The 17,502-nt window shown below is 68.9% G+C and carries 17 protein-coding genes and 1 pseudogene; 15 read left to right on the forward strand and 3 right to left on the reverse strand.

Features of this window, described 5'->3' with window-relative positions; genetic code table 11:
* The first annotated feature begins 130 nt into the window (after positions 1–130).
* The 9 genes from G372_RS0109785 to ubiA all read left to right on the forward strand — a co-directional run bounded on the left by G372_RS0109785 (position 131) and on the right by ubiA (position 10,095).
* Positions 131–1,309 (forward strand): LysM peptidoglycan-binding domain-containing protein, encoded by a 1,179-nt coding sequence (locus tag G372_RS0109785; protein WP_019624067.1) that lies wholly within the window; start codon positions 131–133, stop codon positions 1,307–1,309.
* Positions 1,310–1,337: 28 nt separating this feature from the next.
* A complete protein-coding gene (dprA, locus tag G372_RS0109790; RefSeq protein WP_018864624.1) occupies positions 1,338–2,471 on the forward strand; it encodes a DNA-processing protein DprA in 1,134 nt (377 codons plus the stop codon).
* On the forward strand, positions 2,468–2,953 hold the full coding sequence (locus G372_RS0109795; RefSeq protein WP_018864623.1) for a Smg family protein: 486 nt from the start codon (positions 2,468–2,470) through the stop codon (positions 2,951–2,953). The genes dprA and G372_RS0109795 overlap by 4 nt, the downstream gene beginning before the upstream one ends.
* A gap of 141 nt (positions 2,954–3,094) precedes the next feature.
* Positions 3,095–5,659, forward strand: coding sequence for a DNA topoisomerase I (locus G372_RS0109800; RefSeq protein WP_019624066.1), 2,565 nt, complete (start codon positions 3,095–3,097; stop codon positions 5,657–5,659).
* A complete protein-coding gene (gene tsaC / locus G372_RS0109805; RefSeq protein ID WP_019624065.1) occupies positions 5,646–6,251 on the forward strand; it encodes an L-threonylcarbamoyladenylate synthase type 1 TsaC in 606 nt (201 codons plus the stop codon). Before G372_RS0109800 ends, tsaC begins: the two co-directional genes overlap by 14 nt.
* Positions 6,252–6,267: 16 nt before the next feature.
* Positions 6,268–7,197, forward strand: coding sequence for an oxygen-dependent coproporphyrinogen oxidase (gene hemF / locus G372_RS0109810; RefSeq protein WP_018864620.1), 930 nt, complete (start codon positions 6,268–6,270; stop codon positions 7,195–7,197).
* Positions 7,198–7,219: 22 nt separating this feature from the next.
* Positions 7,220–8,236 carry a porphobilinogen synthase gene (gene hemB / locus G372_RS0109815; RefSeq protein ID WP_019624064.1) on the forward strand — a complete coding sequence of 339 codons (1,017 nt, stop codon included), beginning with the start codon at positions 7,220–7,222 and terminating at the stop codon, positions 8,234–8,236.
* On the forward strand, positions 8,233–9,081 hold the full coding sequence (gene aroE / locus G372_RS0109820) for a shikimate dehydrogenase (protein ID WP_019624063.1): 849 nt from the start codon (positions 8,233–8,235) through the stop codon (positions 9,079–9,081). Before hemB ends, aroE begins: the two co-directional genes overlap by 4 nt.
* Before the next feature lie 144 nt (positions 9,082–9,225).
* The gene (ubiA, locus tag G372_RS0109825; protein ID WP_019624062.1) at positions 9,226–10,095 is read left to right on the forward strand and encodes a 4-hydroxybenzoate octaprenyltransferase; all 870 of its coding nucleotides are present in this window, start codon (positions 9,226–9,228) and stop codon (positions 10,093–10,095) included.
* 5 nt (positions 10,096–10,100) lie between these two features.
* On the opposite strand, the gene G372_RS14520 is transcribed toward ubiA, so the two are convergent.
* Positions 10,101–10,853 carry a ComF family protein gene (locus G372_RS14520; protein ID WP_279625235.1) on the reverse strand — a complete coding sequence of 251 codons (753 nt, stop codon included), beginning with the start codon at positions 10,851–10,853 and terminating at the stop codon, positions 10,101–10,103.
* Between the two features lie 36 nt (positions 10,854–10,889).
* Between G372_RS14520 and G372_RS0109835 the strand changes: the two genes are divergently transcribed.
* From G372_RS0109835 to G372_RS0109860, 6 genes are all read left to right on the forward strand, one after another.
* A complete protein-coding gene (locus G372_RS0109835; RefSeq protein ID WP_018864615.1) occupies positions 10,890–11,348 on the forward strand; it encodes a hypothetical protein in 459 nt (152 codons plus the stop codon).
* Positions 11,345–12,340 (forward strand): biotin synthase BioB, encoded by a 996-nt coding sequence (gene bioB, locus G372_RS0109840; RefSeq protein WP_019624060.1) that lies wholly within the window; start codon positions 11,345–11,347, stop codon positions 12,338–12,340. Before G372_RS0109835 ends, bioB begins: the two co-directional genes overlap by 4 nt.
* A 13-nt stretch (positions 12,341–12,353) precedes the next feature.
* Complete coding sequence (locus tag G372_RS0109845; RefSeq protein WP_019624059.1) at positions 12,354–13,106, forward strand: class I SAM-dependent methyltransferase; 753 nt, start codon at positions 12,354–12,356, stop codon at positions 13,104–13,106.
* Positions 13,107–13,130: 24 nt separating this feature from the next.
* Positions 13,131–14,312: an 8-amino-7-oxononanoate synthase gene (bioF, locus tag G372_RS0109850; RefSeq protein ID WP_019624058.1), complete on the forward strand. Its 1,182-nt coding sequence runs from the start codon at positions 13,131–13,133 to the stop codon at positions 14,310–14,312.
* A 121-nt stretch (positions 14,313–14,433) separates the two neighbouring features.
* Complete coding sequence (locus G372_RS0109855; RefSeq protein ID WP_019624057.1) at positions 14,434–15,012, forward strand: YMGG-like glycine zipper-containing protein; 579 nt, start codon at positions 14,434–14,436, stop codon at positions 15,010–15,012.
* Between the two features lie 134 nt (positions 15,013–15,146).
* Complete coding sequence (locus G372_RS0109860; protein ID WP_019624056.1) at positions 15,147–16,370, forward strand: DUF418 domain-containing protein; 1,224 nt, start codon at positions 15,147–15,149, stop codon at positions 16,368–16,370.
* Between the two features lie 21 nt (positions 16,371–16,391).
* Here G372_RS0109860 and radC read toward each other — a convergent pair whose 3' ends face one another.
* Together radC and G372_RS14225 are read right to left on the reverse strand one after the other, a co-directional pair.
* Positions 16,392–17,063, reverse strand: a complete 672-nt coding sequence (gene radC / locus G372_RS0109865) for a RadC family protein (RefSeq protein ID WP_019624055.1) — start codon at positions 17,061–17,063, stop codon at positions 16,392–16,394.
* Positions 17,064–17,239: 176 nt separating this feature from the next.
* Positions 17,240–17,377, reverse strand: a pseudogene (locus G372_RS14225) (hypothetical protein); the annotation flags it as partial.
* Between the last annotated feature and the right edge of the window lie 125 nt (positions 17,378–17,502).

Below are 17,502 nucleotides of genomic sequence, written 5' to 3' on the forward strand. Positions count from 1 at the left end.
TTTGTACTGTACAGATGACGCAATTCTGCTAACGTTGGACCGCAATATCCGCGGAATTGCGTCATCCGCATGGGGCCGGGCTAAAGCAAGGGAAGGCTCGGGGAGCGCGCGGACCTGACAGGGGACAGTAATGTACAAGACCAGGGCGACCACGACCTTCGTTCTGCCGGGCATTTTACTCAGTGTAACGCTGTTGCTCGGCGCCTGCGCAGCCACCCAGACCGAAGAGGGGGCGACCACCTCTTCGGACACAGAAGCCACGCAAACGGCCCGCGACGAGGACAGCTCCCGCGAAAACGGCCGGGCCTCCGACGTTTCCGAAACCCCGGAGCCCGAACCCGAACTGCGGGAATCGGCGCCCGAACGCTATGTGGTCCGCGAGGGCGACACCCTGTGGGACATCGCCGCGATGTTCCTGCGCGACCCCTGGTACTGGCCGGAGATCTGGCTGGTGAACCCGGAGGTCGAGAACCCCCATCTGATCTACCCGGGCGACGTCCTCAGCATCTATTACGTGGATGGCGAGCCGCGCATCACCGTGGACGGCGGCCCGCGCGTGCGCCCGACCAAGCGCCTGTCGCCCGAGATCCGGGTGGTGGAGCGCGAAGAGGACGTGACCCCGATCTCCACCCTGCAGTCGTTCATGTTCCGCCCGCAGGTGCTGGACGACGAAACGCTGGACAACGCCCCCTACATCCTCGCCTCGCAGGACGAGCGCGTGATCTTCGGCCCGGGCGACCGTGTCTACGTGCGCAACGCCGAAGACACGCAGCAATACGACCTCTATCACATCGTGCGTCGCGACGGCGAGCTGGTAGATCCGGACACGGGCGAGAAGCTGGGCATCGCGACCCTGCCGATTGGCGAGGCGGAGATCGTCGAGCCCGGCAATGTGGCCCGCGCGAACATCCGCAAGGGCGAGCGCGAGGCCATCCGCGGCGACCGTCTGGTCCCCTTTGCCGACGAGCAGGACATGCTGTTCGAGATCGGGCGCCCGCCGGAGGACATGGAGGGGACGATCATCTCCCTGTTCGACGCGATCAGTCAGATCGGCCAGCTGCAGGCCGCGATCATCAACCGCGGCGCGCGCGACGGTATCGAGAACGGCCAGGTCATGACGGCCTACACCGCCGGCCGTCAGGTTCGCGATCCGGTCAGCGACCAGCCGAACAAGGTCGTCACGCTGCCCGAGGAATCGATCGGCACCGTGATGGTGTTCCAGACCTTCGAGAAGGTCTCCTACATCCTGGTCACGGAAGCCGAGCGCACCCTGCGCGAGGGCGACAAGGTCCGCCATCCGTCGCACTGATCCGCTCGCACGGGCATCAGGACCACCGATGGCCGACGACCGGGACCGGGCGGGACATCACCGCGACTGGCTGGAACTGATCAACACCCCGGGGCTCGGCCACCAGCGCCTGCTGCACCTGGTCAGCGCCTTTGGCGGGCCCGGCGCCGCCCTGGCCGCTCCCCCAGGCGAATGGCGGCGCCACGGCGTCGACCTGGACATCGACCCGGCGGCCCGCACGGCAGGCGCCGATGCCGACCAGGCCTGGCTGGAGCAGGACGAGCGACATCACCTGCTGTGCCGCGACGACCCGGACTACCCGCCGCTGCTGGCCGAACTCCCCGATCCGCCGCCCGTCCTGTATCTCAACGGTGATCCAGCGCTGTTGCATCGCCCGCAGATCGCGATCATCGGCGCGCGCGAGTGCACGCCGCAGGGCGAACGCCTGGCCGGCGAGTTCGCGCGCGAGCTTGCCTGTGCCGGCGTGGTCGTGACCAGCGGTCTGGCGCGCGGCATCGACGGGGCCGCGCACGAGGGAGCCCTGGCCGCCGCCGGTGGCCGCACGATCGCGGTCGTCGCGACCGGCCCGGACCGCATCTACCCCGCCCAGCATCGCCGCCTCACCCACCGCATCGCGGATCACGGCCTGGTCGTCTCGCTGTGGCCAACCGGCACACGCCCGCTGGCGCGCAACTTCCCGCAGCGCAACCGGGTGATCAGCGGCATGGCCCTGGGGACGGTCGTCGTCGAGGCCGCGCTGAAGAGCGGCTCGCTGATCACCGCCCGCCTGGCGGCGGAACAGGGCCGGCAGGTCTACGCAGTGCCCGGCTCGGTCCTGAGCCCGGTTAGCCGCGGCTGCCATCGCCTGATCCGTGACGGCGCTCAACTCGTGGAATCGGCCGACGAAGTGCTGGAGGACCTCGCGGACTGGCTCGGTGTCGCCCCCGGGGAGACGCCCGGCACATCGCCGGAACCGGCCCGGGAGCCCCTGGACCCCGAGCAGGAACGCGTGCTGAACGCGATGGGTTTTGACCCGATTCCGCTGGAAACCCTGCGGGATCGCACCAAATTGACCATCGAACGGCTTTCATCCATGCTGGTTTTGCTGGAACTCAACGGCCGTGTGGCCGCCCTCGACCACGGGCGCTACCAGCGCCTCGACGCAGGATCCCCTGAATCATGAACGAAAGCGTGCTGGATGTGCTCATGTACCTGTTCGAGCACACCATGGACGAGGAATCCGACGAGGAGCCGGATCGCGCGGAACTGGAACGCCACCTGGTGGAGGCCGGTTTCGCCCGCCCGGAGATTGACCGCGCCATGGGCTGGCTGGATCGCCTGATGAGCGAGGCCCCCCTCACCGGCCGCGGCGGCGACAGCGCGGCCCAGCGCATCTATGCCCCGGAGGAGCGCAAGCGCCTGGACACCGAGGCGCACGGCTTCCTGCTGCACCTGGAGCAAAACGGGCTGCTAACCGCCGGCACCCGCGAGCTGGTGCTGGACCGCGTGATGGAGCTGGACGCCGAGGAGATCGATCTCGACCAGCTGCGCTGGGTGGTGCTGATGGTGCTGTTCAACCAGCCCGACGACGCGATCGCCTATTCCCGCCTGGAAGAGGTGATGCGCGACGATGCCGGCCCTTCGGCCGTGGATTATCTGCACTGAATCCCCCGTCCTTCGGCAACGAAGCGGTAGCCAACCGGCATTTCCTCCTCTAGTCTTTAGCGCCCGTGAACCCGGTCGCTGCCACGCGACCGCGATCGCCCCGATACGGAACCCGCTGCCACGGAGACGGTCCCGAGCGACATGAGCAAGCACCTCGTCATCGTAGAGTCGCCCGCCAAGGGCAAGACCATCGAAAAGTACCTCGGCCCGGACTACCAGGTCATGGCTTCCTATGGCCATGTGCGCGACCTGGTGCCCAAGGAGGGCGCGGTGGACCCGGAAAACGGGTTCCGCATGAAGTACGACATCATCGAACGCAGCGAAAAGCAGATCGAGGCGATCGCGAAGGCGCTGAAGAAATCCGACGACCTGATCCTCGCGACTGACCCCGACCGCGAAGGCGAGGCGATCTCCTGGCATCTCTACGAGGTGCTGCGCGACCGCGGCCTGCTGGACGATCGCGGCGTGCATCGGGTCGTGTTCCACGAGATCACCAAGAAGGCGATCCAGCAGGCGATCGAGGAGCCGCGCGACCTGGCCCAGCCGCTGATCGACGCCCAGCAGGCGCGCCGCGCGCTGGACTATCTGGTCGGCTTCAACCTCTCCCCGCTGCTGTGGCGCAAGATCAAGCGCGGCCTGTCCGCCGGGCGCGTGCAGAGCCCGGCACTGCGTATGATCTGCGAGCGCGAGGACGAGATCGAGGCCTTCGTCCCGCGCGAATACTGGACCCTGGATGCGAAGGTCGAGCGCCAGGAGCAGCCGTTCACCGCGCGCCTGACCTACCTGGACGGCAACAAGCTGGACCAGTTCGACCTGAACAGCGCCGAACTCGCACATGACGCCCAGAAGCGCCTGACCGAGGCCGCGAACGGCGAGCTGCGCGTCGCGAAGGTCGAGAAGAAGCAGCGCCGCCGCAACCCGGCCGCGCCGTTCACCACCTCGACCCTGCAGCAGGAGGCCTCACGCAAGCTGGGCTTTACCGCGTCGCGCACCATGCGCACCGCGCAGCAGCTGTACGAGGGGATCGATCTGGGCTCCGGCGCGATCGGCCTGATCACCTACATGCGTACCGACTCGGTGGCCCTGGCCGGCGAGGCGATTGGCGAGATCCGCGGCCTGATCGAGGAGCGTTACGGCGACAACAACGTCCCCGACAGCCCGCGCCAGTACAAGACGAAATCGAAGAACGCGCAGGAGGCCCACGAGGCCATCCGCCCGACCTCCGTGCGCCGCCTGCCGAACGAGGTCCGGGCTCGCCTGACCAGTGACCAGGCACGGCTGTACGACCTGATCTGGAAGCGCACCGTCGCCTGCCAGATGATCCACGCGACCTTCGACACCGTCGCCGCCGATCTGGTCCCGGGCGACAGCCGGCACCAGTTCCGCGCCACCGGCTCCACCCTGGTCGACCCCGGTTTCATCGCGGTCTACCAGGAGGGCCGCGACGACGCGCAGGATGACGACGAGGACAAGCGCCTGCCGGAAATGGCCGAGGGCGACACGGTCAAACTCGAAGAGGTCACCGCCGACCAGCACTTCACCGAGCCGCCGCCGCGCTACACCGAGGCCAGCCTGGTGAAGACCCTGGAGGAATACGGCATCGGCCGTCCGTCCACCTACGCCAGCATCATCTCCACGCTGCAGTCGCGCGAGTACGTGGAGATGGACGGCAAGCGCTTCATCCCGACCGATACCGGCCGGATCGTGAACAGCTTCCTGACCCAGCACTTCGACCGCTACGTGGACTACGACTTCACCGCAAAGCTCGAGGACGAGCTGGACGCGATCTCGCGCGGCGAGAAGGACTGGGTCCCGGTGCTGGAGGATTTCTGGGGCGACTTCCGCGACCGGGTGAAGGAGAAGGAAGAAAACGTCACCCGCGCCGAGGCCGTGCAGTCGCGCGAGCTCGGCACCGATCCGAAGAGCGGGCGCCCGGTCAGCGTGCGCCTGGGCCGTTTCGGCCCGATCGTGCAGATCGGCACCAAGGACGACGAGGAGAAGCCGCGCTTCGCCGGCCTGCTGCCCGGGCAGAAGATGGACAAGATCACCCTCGACGAGGCGCTGGAGCTGTTCAAGCTGCCGCGTGACCTCGGCGAGACGCCCGACGGCGAACCGGTGATGGTCAACATCGGCCGCTTCGGCCCGTACGTGAAGTACGGCTCGAAGTACGCCTCCCTCGGCCCGGACGACGACGTCTGGACCATCGAGCTGCCACGCGCGCTGGAGATTGTCGCCGAGAAGAAGAAGAAGGACGCCGAACGGTTCATCAAGAGCTTCGACGAAGAGGGCATCCAGGTCCTCAACGGCCGCTACGGACCGTATGTGACCGACGGCAAGAAGAACGCCAAGATCCCCAAGGAGACCGATCCCAAGTCCCTGACGCTGGAGCAGTGCCAGGAACTGATCGCCGCCGCCCCGGAACGCAAGGGCCGCGGCCGCAAGGGGGCGGCCAAGTCGACCGGCAAGTCCTCCGGGAAGACCGCCTCCAAGTCGTCGACCGCAAAGAAGACGACCACGAAAAAGGCAGCCACCACCAAGAAGGCCGCCAGCAAGACGGGCACGAAAAAGGCCACCGCAAAGAAGACGAGCACGTCGAAGAAGGCCCCGGCCAAGAAGGCTTCGACCGCCAAGTCTGGTAGCGCGAAATCCGGCAGCGGCGACAGCCGCCTGAGTGCCCAGCCCTCCGGCGACCGTGGACCCGAATAGCCAACCGCTGCTAACCCCCGAGATCGAGCCCGTCGCGCAGTGCGTGCGCGACGGCGGCGTGATCGCCTACCCCACCGAGGCGGTCTTCGGCCTTGGCTGCCGCCCGGATGACCTTCAGGCGATCGATCGCATCCTCGAGGTCAAGGGCCGCCCGGCCGCCAAGGGGCTGATCGTGGTCACCGACCGGCTGGAGCGCCTCGCACCCTGGCTGGCGCCGCTACCGGCCGAACGCCGGGCCGAGATCGACGCCAGCTGGCCTGGGCCGACCACCTGGCTGCTACCCGTCACCGATGCCTGCCCGCCGCTGCTGCGCGGCGAACACAACAGCCTCGCGGTACGCGTCACCGCCCACCCGGAGACGCGCGCGCTGTGCGCGGCCTCCGCCAGCGCCCTGGTCTCCACCAGCGCCAACCGCGCGGGCGCGAAGCCCTGTCGCAGCTGGGACTGCGTGGCCACGCAGCTCGGGACAGGCATCGACGCGATCCTGCAGGCAGAATGTGGCGGGCGCACCGCACCCAGCGCGATCCGCGATGCCCGCACCGGGGCCTGGGTCCGGGGAGCGCCGGAACCCGACACCAATACCGACAACTGATCAACCGGGACGCAGCATGAGCCAGGACAACGTCTCCATCGACCGCGTGATCGAATACCTGCAGGGCCTGCAGGACCGCATCTGCCAGGGCCTCGAGGGCCTGGACGGCCAGGCTCGCTTCCAGGAGGATGCCTGGGAACGCCCGGCCGGGGGCGGCGGCCGCACCCGCGTACTGCGCGAGGGCGCGGTGTTCGAGCAGGCCGGGGTCAACTTCTCCCATGTGATGGGCGACAACCTCCCGGCCTCGGCCACCGCGCACCGCCCGGAGATGGCCGGGCGCTCGTTCCAGGCCACCGGCGTGTCGCTGGTGATCCACCCGCACAACCCGTATGTGCCAACCTCGCACGCGAACGTGCGCTTCTTCATCGCGGAGAAGCCCGGCGAGGAGCCGATCTGGTGGTTCGGCGGCGGCTTCGACCTGACCCCGTACTACGGTTTCGACGAGGACTGCATCCACTGGCACCGCACCGCCGAGGCCGCCTGCCGCCCGTTCGGCGAGCACCTCTACCCGGCGCACAAGCAGTGGTGCGACGAGTACTTCCACCTCAAGCACCGCGACGAGCCGCGCGGCGTCGGCGGGCTGTTCTTCGACGACTTCAGCGAGGGTGGCTTCGAGCACGCCTTCGGCTACATGCAGAGCGTCGGCAATGCCTATCTGGATGCCTATGGCCCGATCGTCGAGCGTCGCCACGCGACCGAATACGGCGAGCGCGAGCGCCAGTTCCAGCTCTACCGGCGCGGGCGCTATGTCGAGTTCAACCTGGTCTACGACCGCGGTACCCTGTTCGGCCTGCAGTCGGGCGGGCGCACCGAGTCGATCCTGATGTCGCTGCCGCCGCTGGTGCGCTGGGAATACAACTACCAGCCGGAGGCCGGCACGCCCGAGGCCGAACTCTACGAGCGCTATCTGAAGCCGCGCGACTGGCTGGCCGAGTCCGCCGGCTGACCCACCAACAAGGACGACCCGCATGACCGCACCGATCGCCCCCTATCCCGCCGGCCGTCCGCGCCGCATGCGCCGCGACGCCTTCTCCCGCCGCCTGATGCGCGAGCATCACCTGTGCGCGGACGACCTGATCCTGCCAGTGTTCGTCACCGAGGGCGAGGGGGTGCGCGAGGCGGTGCCGTCGATGCCCGGCGTGGAACGCGTCACCATCGACCTGCTGCTGGAGGAGGCAGCCGCGGCCGTGCGCCTCGGCATCCCGGCGCTGGCCCTGTTCCCGGTGGTCCCGAGCGAGAAGAAGGGCCTGGATGCCGCCGAGGCCTGGAACCCCGAGGGCCTGGCCCAGCGCGCGGTTCGCGCACTGAAGCAGGCCCACCCCGAGCTGGGCGTAATCACTGACGTCGCCCTGGACCCGTTCACCACCCACGGCCAGGACGGCATCATCGACGACGACGGCTACGTGGTGAACGACATCACCGTCGAGGCCCTGGTGAAGCAGGCGCTGTCGCATGCCGCGGCCGGGGCCGACGTGGTCGCCCCCTCCGACATGATGGACGGGCGCATCGGCGCGATCCGCAGCGCACTGGAGGACGGCGGGCACGTACACACGCGCATCCTCGCCTACTCCGCCAAGTACGCCTCGGCCTTCTACGGGCCGTTCCGCGATGCGGTGGGCTCAGCCGGCAATCTGGGCAAGGGCGGCAAGGAGACCTACCAGATGGACCCGGCCAACGGCGACGAGGCCTTGCACGAGGTCGCGCTCGACCTGGCCGAGGGCGCCGACATGGTGATGGTCAAGCCGGGGATGCCGTATCTGGACGTGGTCCGCCGGATTCGCGACGAGTTCCAGCGCCCGACCTTCGTCTATCACGTCTCCGGCGAGTACGCGATGCTCAAGGCCGCCGCCGAACGCGGCTGGCTCGACGAACGCGCCTGCGTGCTGGAGGCCCTGACCGGCATGAAGCGCGCGGGGGCCGACGGCATCCTGACCTACTACGCCCGCACCGTGGCCGAATGGCTGGCGGAGGACGCGGCCCGATGAGCGAGCCGCGCCCGGATCGTTATGGCGTGGTCGGCAACCCGATCCGCCATTCGCTGTCGCCGCGCATCCATGCCCTGTTCGCCGAACAGACCGGCCAGCACCTGACCTACGAGGCCCTGCTGGGCACCCCGGGGCAGTTCGCCGAGGAGGTCTGGGCGTGGTTCTCCTCCGGGTTCCGCGGCCTGAACGTGACCGTCCCGTTCAAGGAAGAGGCCTTCGCCCTGGCCCGGGTGCTGACCGACCGTGCCCGGCGCGCCGGCGCCGTGAACACCCTCTGGCGCGACGAGGAGCGCCAGCTCCACGGCGACAACACCGACGGCATCGGCTTCTGCCGCGACCTCGACCGCCTGGGTGGCGAAGTGCCCGGCCGGCGCATCCTGATCCTCGGGGCCGGCGGCGCGACCCGCGGGCTGCTACAGCCCCTGCTGGAGCGCCACCCCGCACAGCTGGTGATCGCCAACCGCACTGCGGCGCGGGCCGAGGCGCTGGCCGAGGACTTCGCCGACCTGGCGATTGAGACCGAACTCTCCGCCTGCGGCCTCGAGGCCCTGCCCACTGGCCCGTTCGACCTGGTCGTCAACGCCACCGCCGCGGGTCTGTCCGACGAGGGCCTGAGCCTGCCCGCGACGCTGGTGCACCCGGACAGCCTGGCCTACGACCTGGTCTACGGCCCGGGTGCGGCCCGGTTCCTCGACTGGGCCCGGAATGCCGACTGTCGGCAGACGGCGGACGGCCTGGGCATGCTGGTCGAGCAGGCCGCCGAGGCCTTCGCGATCTGGCGCGGCGTCCACCCCGACACCACCCCCGTATTGCACCAACTGCGTCACGAAACCGACCCGGCCTGATCCGGCGGGCATTCCCCCAGTGCGTGTGGCACCCCCATCGGCTGATGCGGGTCCTGCTTACCGCGGCAGCAATATCCGGCCGGAGATGCCCGGCCGACCCAGCCTGCCTTCATCCGGCGCGCCGGGCTGGTAAGCTTGGCCGCCATGGACGCACGTGCACGCCTGTGGGAACTGGCCCGACTGGTCCGACTGGACCGGCCCGTCGGCATCTATCTGCTGCTGTGGCCGACCCTGTGGGCGCTGTGGGTCGCGGCCGAGGGCTGGCCGCCGGGTTCGCTGATCTTCATCTTCGCTGCCGGCGTCGTGCTGATGCGCTCGGCCGGCTGCGCGATCAACGACTACGCGGATCGCGACTTCGACGTCCATGTCGCCCGCACGCGCGACCGCCCGCTGGCGCTCGGCACGATCACCCCGAACGAGGCGCTCGTGACCTTCGCGGTTCTCGCTCTGACCGCCTTCATGCTGGTGCTGTTCACCAACCTGCTGACCATTCTCTATTCCCTGGTCGCAGTGGTGCTGGCCGCCACCTATCCCTTCGCCAAGCGCTTCCACCACTTTCCGCAGGTGCACCTGGGCGCGGCCTTCGCCTGGGCGGTGCCCATGGCCTTTACCGCGGTCACAGGGGACCACCCGCCCCCTCTCGCCTGGCTACTGTACGTGACCGTGCTGGCCTGGACCGTGGTGTATGACACCTTCTACGGCATGATCGACCGCGAGGACGACCTGAAAATCGGGGTGAAGTCCACCGCCATCGCGTTCGGCGAAATGGACCGGCTGATTACGGCGGGACTCCAGGTGCTCGTCTGGCTGGGGCTCTACCTGATTGGCCAGCATGCCGGGTTCGGCGGCTACTACACGGCGGGGCTGGTGATCGTGGCGATGCTGATGTTCTACCACCAGTTCCTGATCGCCGAACGCGAGCCGGCCGACTGCCTGCGGGCATTCAAGAACAACCACTACCTCGGCGCCGTGGTGATGCTCGCGATGATCGCAGACCATCATCTGGGGGGCTGACTCGGTTACGCGCGGGCGAGCGCCAGACCCTCAACCGACGCGGCCCCCGCCTTGAGCAGCGCACGGGCCAGCGCATCCAGGGTCGCCCCGGTCGTGACCACGTCATCCACCACCAGTACCCGTTCACCCGCAAGCGCCGCATTCACCCCGAACGCATCGCGCAGGTTCCGGCGGCGCTGCGGGCCGCTCAGCGTCTGTTGCGAAGGAGTAGCCCGTACGCGGCGTACGCATGCGGTATCCAGCGGGACCCCCAGGACCTCGGCGACGCACCGCGCCAGCGGCTCGCACTGATTGAACCCGCGCTCGCGCAGACGCGAGGGGTGAAGGGGAACCGGCACCACTCGGGTGGGTAACAACGCCGAAGCATCCCTGCGTTCGCGGGCCGTCTGTGCAGCCAGGTCCACGAGGATACGTTCGGCGCGGGCGTGGCCACTGCGTTTGTAGGCCAGCAGCACCCGGTCCAGTGGCCAGGCATAGGCCCATGGCGCCCGCAGGGCGTCTCCTGCCGGAGGGCGCCGCTGACAGACGGGGCAGGCCACTGTCGCCGGCAGGGGTGCCGCGCAACCCGGGCACGGCGCCTCCACCCGCACCAGATCCTCGCGGCAGCCGGGACAGACAGCCCCGCCCGCCGGCAACGGGGCCAGACACAATCCGCAGTGATCGGGGTACAGCGCCCGGGCCGCCCAGGCGCCCAGCGCGTACAGCGCTCCCGATCGCCGGCCAGTTCGCCGCGGAGTGGCTGAAGGGGTATGAGCCATGATGGTATGCTTCCGCTTTTGCACTCAGGGTAGTCCATGGCGACCAAGACCGTCTCCGGCCGCAAGTCCCGGCGCGCCGCCTCACTGTTCGATATCGGCAACCTGATCAGTGTCTCCATTGCCGGCATCCCGCTGTTCGTGGTCAGCAGCGACGAGGTCGGGGTCGGGTTCATCATTGCCGCGATCATGGGCATCGTGCCGCTTGTGCTGTGGTTCGGTGGCTCCATGCTGGTCTATGCCCTGAACAGGCACCACCCGGATCCGCGGGTCGGGTACCACACCCAGTGGGCCGCCTACCGCTATTACGCCCTGATGGGCGCGCTGATCGTGGTCGCCACCTTCTTCCCGCCGGATCTCGACTACTACCGTGCCTACTGGGCGATCGCCGCGGCGATCCTGCTGCCCTGGACGATCTACGCGCTGTACACCATCTACCGCGAGCCGTGGATGGACGTCGAGATTCCGGACGACTTCGACGAGGAACATCACCGATGAGCACGCCCCGCCACGACTGGAACATCGACGAGGTCGAGGCCCTGCTCGACCTGCCGCTGAACGACCTGATCTTTCGCGCGCAGACCGTGCACCGCGAGCACTTCGACCCGAACGCGGTGCAGGTGAGCACGCTGCTGTCGATCAAGACCGGGGCCTGCCCGGAGGACTGCGCCTACTGCCCGCAGAGCGCGCACCACGACGTGGAGCTGGAACGCGAACGCCTGCTGCCGCTGGAGGAAGTGCTCGAGGCCGCGCGCAACGCCCGCGCCCAGGGCGCTACCCGCTTCTGCATGGGCGCGGCCTGGCGCAATCCGACCGACAAGAACCTGGAACGCGTGATCGAGATGGTGCGCGCCGTCAAGGACGAGGGGCTGGAGACCTGCATGACCCTCGGCATGCTGAAGGCCGAGCAGGCGAAACGCCTGTCCGAGGCGGGGCTGGACTACTACAACCACAACCTCGACACCTCGCCGGAGTTCTACGGCCACATCATCTCCACGCGCACCTATGAGGACCGTCTGGAGACCCTGGAGCACGTGCGCGAGGCCGGCATGAACGTCTGCTGCGGCGGCATCCTCGGCATGGGCGAGTCGCGCCGCGACCGCGCGCGCCTGCTGCAGCAGATGGCCAACCTGCCGAAGCACCCGGAGTCGGTCCCGATCAACCAGCTGATCCAGGTCGAGGGCACCCCACTGCACGGGATCGAGGACCTCGACCCGCTGGAGTTCGTGCGCACCATCGCCGTGACCCGCATCCTGATGCCGGCCTCCTACGTGCGCCTATCCGCCGGGCGCACCGAGATGTCCGACGAGATGCAGGCCCTGTGCTTCCTGGCCGGCGCCAACTCGCTGTTCTACGGCGACACCCTGCTGACCACACCGAACCCCGGCGAGAACCACGACCTCGCGCTGTTCGAACGCCTGGGCCTGCGCCCGGAGACCGGGCCGGAAGCCCCCGCGGAATCGGACCGGCCCGCCTCCGCATCGGCCTGAGCCGACCGGGCCGGTGGCGGGCGACTTTCCCGATCATTTCTCGGCGGTGGCGGCGGCTTATGCCCGCCACCGCCCGGACTACCCCGCCGAGCTGTTTGACTGGCTGGCCGCGCACACCCCGCGCCACGCGCGCGCCTGGGACTGCGCCAGCGGCAATGGTCAGGCCGCGCAGGGCCTGAAGCCTCACTTCCAGCACGTCGTGGCGACCGATGCCGCCCCGGCCCTGCTGGCCACCCTGCCGGTGGCCACCGGGATCGACCGCGTGGCCTGCGTCGCCGAGGCCTGCGCACTGGCCGATACCTCAGTGGATCTCGCCTGCGTCGCCCAGGCCGCGCACTGGTTTCGCCACGCCGAATTCCATCACGAGGTCGCACGCGTCCTGCGCCCGGGCGGCCTGCTGGCGATCTGGGGCTACGGCATCCTGCGCGCCGAGGACCCAGCGCTGGACCGCCTGCTGGCCGACTTCCACGACACCACCCTGGCGCCCTGGTGGCCGGAAGAGCGCAACCATATCCGCAGCCACTACCGCGACCTGCCCTTCCCCTGGCCGGAGATCGAGACGCCCGAGTTTCGTATCGACCGCGAGTGGGACCGCGACACCCTGCTCGGCTATCTCGGCACCTGGTCCGCCATCCGCCGCGCGCAGGCCGCCGGGCAGGATCCGCTGGCCGCACTGGAGCCCGCCCTGCTCGCGCTGTGGCCGAACGCGGACATCACCGCCCGCGTGCACTGGCCGATCTTCCTGCGCGCCGGGCTGCGGCCGTGAGCGATCCAGCATGAGCCATTCACCGTGAGCAAGTCGCTGCAGGCCTTTCTGCAGGCCCGCCTCGACCGCGTGCGCACAGACGAACGCTGGCGCCGTCTGCGCACCCTGAACGGACCACAGCAGCCGGAGCAGGTCATCGACGGCCAGCCGGTTGTCGCCTTCTGCTCCAACGACTACCTGGGCCTGGCGGCCGATCCGGCCGTCGCCGCCGCTGCCCGCGAGGCCCTCGACCGGTACGGGGTCGGGGCCGGGGCCGCCCATCTGATCAACGGCCACACCCGCGCCCATGTGGAGCTGGAACAGGCGCTGGCGCGATTCACCGGACGCGAACGCGCGCTGCTGTTCTCCACCGGCTACATGGCCAACCTGGCGCTGGTACAGACGCTGGTCGGCCGTCACGACACGGTATTCGAGGACCGCTGGAACCATGCCTCGCTGATCGATGCGGTACGCCTGGCGGGCGCGCGCAGCCAGCGCTATCGCCATGCCGATCCCGGGCACCTGCGCGACCGCCTGGAGCAGGCGCCCGATAGCGGTCACCGCCTGATCGTGACCGACGGGGTGTTCTCCATGGATGGCGACATCGCCCCGCTGCCGGAGCTAGCCGCGCTGGCGTGCGAGTTCGACGCCTGGCTGATGGTGGATGACGCCCACGGCCTGTCGGTGCTGGGCGCGACCGGCGGCGGCAGCTGCCAGCACCACGGCCTCGGCGCGGACGAGGTGCCGATCCTGATGGGCACGCTGGGCAAGGGCTTCGGCACCGCCGGGGCCTTCGTCGCCGGCTCCGAGGCCCTGATCGAGAACCTGATCCAGACCGCGCGCCCCTACATCTACACCACCGCGATGCCGGCCGCCCTCGCCGCCGCAACACTGGCCTCCGTGCACATCGCCGAGGCCGCCACGGATCGGCGTGCACACCTGCAGGGCCTGCTGCAGCGCCTGGGGGCGGGCCTGGACCACCTCGGCCTGGAACACCCGCCCCCGTTGACCCCGATCCAGCCGGTCCACATCGGTGACGCCCGCCGCGCCAGCGCCGTGGCCGAGAGGCTGCTGGCCGCCGGCTTCCTGGTCCCGGCGATTCGCCCCCCCACGGTCCCCGAGGGCCAGGCACGGCTGCGCATCACCCTGTCCGCCGCCCACACCGATGCCCAGGTGGATGCCCTGCTCCGGGCGCTGGAGCAGGCCCTCGAACAGGCGACTCCGTGAACCCGTGCACAGCCCGGCATTGACGCCCTTCACGTTTCCAAAAACCGCCATTCCCCGTTAAAGAACCGTTCAGCGGCCCCGCGCGAGGCTGGAGCCGAACACGGTCGACAGGAGACGGAGCATGGCACGGAAACGCAACCACTCCCGACGCGGTGTACCCGCTCATCTGAAGGCACTGGCGGCCGTCGTGCTGTTCGGGTTCGCTGCCGACACCCTGGCCTCCCCGCCGCCCTGGGCACCGGCCCACGGCTGGCGCGCGCAAAACGACCCGGGGTATGCCGGCTATCACGGCTACAGTTACGACCACTGGGAACACGACTACGGCGTGATGGACGGCCGCTGCAACCGCGACGCGATCGGCGCAGCGATTGGCGGCGGTGCCGGCGCGGTCATCGGCCACCAGGTCGGCGACGGCGATCCGGTGGCCGTCCTGATCGGCGCGGCCGGTGGGGCGGCCCTGGGCGGCATGATCGGGCGCCAGATGGATCGCTCCGATCAGGCCTGCATGGGCCATGCCCTGGAACTGGCCGAGCCCGGACAGCCCGTGTACTGGGACAACGCCCAGGGCCAGCCGGTGCACATGACCCCGGGGCGCGTCCGCGACAGCGGCTGCCGCGAGTTCGAGATGATGATCGACGGCGAGCGCCACACCGGAGCGGCCTGCCCGGACGATCCCGGGCACTGGGAGATCCGCGGATAAACGACAAATGGCCCGGGGCCTTGAACGGCCCCGGGCACAATCGCCTATCCTGCAGGGCCAACCTGCCCTGACCCGGCCGGCCATGTCTTCCGTCCGGCTACCGAAGGGCCGCACAGCACGGAATGGCTCACTCCATGCCCCGGATCCTGCCCGCCAATACGTCCCCGTCCGCCCCGGAACGCGTGATCGTTCTGGATGTGCTGCGCGGGGTCGCGATCCTCGGCATCCTGGTGATGAACATCCAGTCGTTCGGACGCATCTCCAGCGAATACCTGAATCCGATGGCCCTGGGGCCCCTCCCGCTGGCGGACTGGATCGCCTGGATCGTGGTCCATGTGCTGGCCGACGAGAAGTTCATCAGCATGCTGACCCTGCTGTTCGGTGCCGGGATCGTACTGATGGCCTCGGGTTCACGTCAGCCGTCGGACACCTTCGAACAGCGCTTTCGCCGCCGCATGGGATGGTTGTTCCTGATCGGGCTGGCCCACGGGCTGATCCTGTGGCCCGGCGACATCCTCGCGGCGTACGCGGTGTGCGGGCTGGTGGCCATGCATTTTCGCGACCACCCGCCGATGACGCTGCTGGGCCTCGGGGTCGCGCTGATCGGAGGACTGACCGCGCTCTGGCTCGTGCTGAGCGCGGTCCTGATCTTCCTCGTCCCTGAACACTGGCTACAGACGCTCAACGATCGCTACTGGCAGCCCGGCGCCGATGTCGTCAGCGACGAGCTCAATCGGATGTCCCTGCACTGGTTGGCGGCGACCGGCGAGCGGGCGACCGGCGCCCTGACCGCGCAACTGTGGATGTTCTTCTCCGAGCGCCTGTGGCAGATGCTCGCGATGATGTTCATCGGCATGGCCCTGATGCGGCTCGGCTTCCTCCACGGGAGCTGGTCACTGGCCGGCTACCGGCGCGTCGTGCTGGCCGGACTGGGCATCGGCATCCCGCTGGTGCTGGCGGGGTTGTGGTTCAACACAGCCGTGGAATGGGATCTGCGCTACTCGATGTTCCTGGGCCGCATCGCGAATCTGTGGGGCAGTGTCGCGATCGCCCTGGCCTGGGTGGCCCTGGTGATCCTGCTGGCCCACCCCGACGGGCGCCGGCGGATCCTGCCGGGCGTCATCCGCGCGCTGGAGGCGGTCGGCCGCCTCGCGCTGACCAACTACATCGGCCAGTCGATCCTCGCCGCGATGATCTTCTACGGGATCGGGCTGGGCCTGTTCTCGCAATTCGGCCACCTCGAACTGCTCGGCATCGTGCTGGCGATCTGGGCCGTGCAGGTCGCCTTCTCCCTGCTGTGGCAGCGCTACGTCGGCGCGGGCCCGATCGAGACCCTGTGGCGGCGCCTGGCGCACTAATTCACCCGAGTCTCCCGAACGCTACAGGAGCCCTCGTTCGGCCATGGATATCGGACTATCGGCGATCACCACGTGATCGAGTATCCGCACATCCACCAGCCCCAGGGCCTCGCTCAAGCGCCGGGTGATCGCGATATCCGAGCGTGAGGGCTCCGCCACCCCGGACGGGTGGTTGTGGGCCAGGATCACCGCGGCCGCGTTGTGGTGCAGCACGCGGCGCACGACCTCGCGCGGGTGCACGGCGGCGCCGTCAATCGTGCCGCGGAACAATTCCTCGAAGGCGATCACCCGGTGGCGGTTGTCCAGGAACAGGACCGCGAAGACCTCGAAGGGATAGTCGCGCAGACGCGCCGCGAGGAACTGGCGGGTGGCGGTCGGCGAGGTCAGCGCATCGCCACGCTCCAGATCGGCGGCCAGATGCCGCCGCCCCATCTCCAGCACCGCCTGGAGCTGGGCGTACTTCGCATCGCCCAGCCCCGGCGCCGCGCAGAACCCCGCCTGATCGGCCTGCAGTAGCGGCCGCAGCCCGCCAAAGCGGCTGAGCAGATCGCGCGCGACATCGACCGCACTCTTGCCGGCCACGCCGGTGCGCAGAAAGATCGCCAGCAGCTCCGCATCCGAAAGCGCGGCCGCGCCCCGCTCGATCAGCTTCTCCCGCGGGCGCTCGGCCGCGGGCCAGTCGGTAATCGCCATAGCCACCTCCCTGTGGTTCGGTCGTTTGGTTCTAGCCACCTCGGTCATCCCGACTTTAGCGAAGAACCGTAGGATGCGCTGAGCAAAGCGAAACGCATCGATTCGGACACCAATGGCAAGCATGATGCGTTTCGCTGCCGCTCAACGCATCCTACGACCCTGCTGGCAGCCCTCGGTCAGTCCTCGAAGCGGGAGATGTCGCGCACCGCGCCGAACGCTGCGGAGGTCGTCATCAGGGCGTAGGCGCGCAGGGCCTGGGTGACCGGGCGGGTCCGCGACTCGGGCTTCCAGGCCTTCGCGCCGCGGGCCTCCATCGCCTCGCACCGCCCCAAAAATACGCAGCGGCGACCCCTCATGTCCCCATCAGGCCTGACACAGGCCTAAAGAACCGCTGTTTGCGACCGTTAAGGCTGGGGCAGGGACGGATCTCGCGCTCCAG

Origin of the sequence: Thioalkalivibrio thiocyanoxidans ARh2, assembly GCF_000385215.1 — a bacterium.
Taxonomy (GTDB): domain Bacteria; phylum Pseudomonadota; class Gammaproteobacteria; order Ectothiorhodospirales; family Ectothiorhodospiraceae; genus Thioalkalivibrio; species Thioalkalivibrio thiocyanoxidans.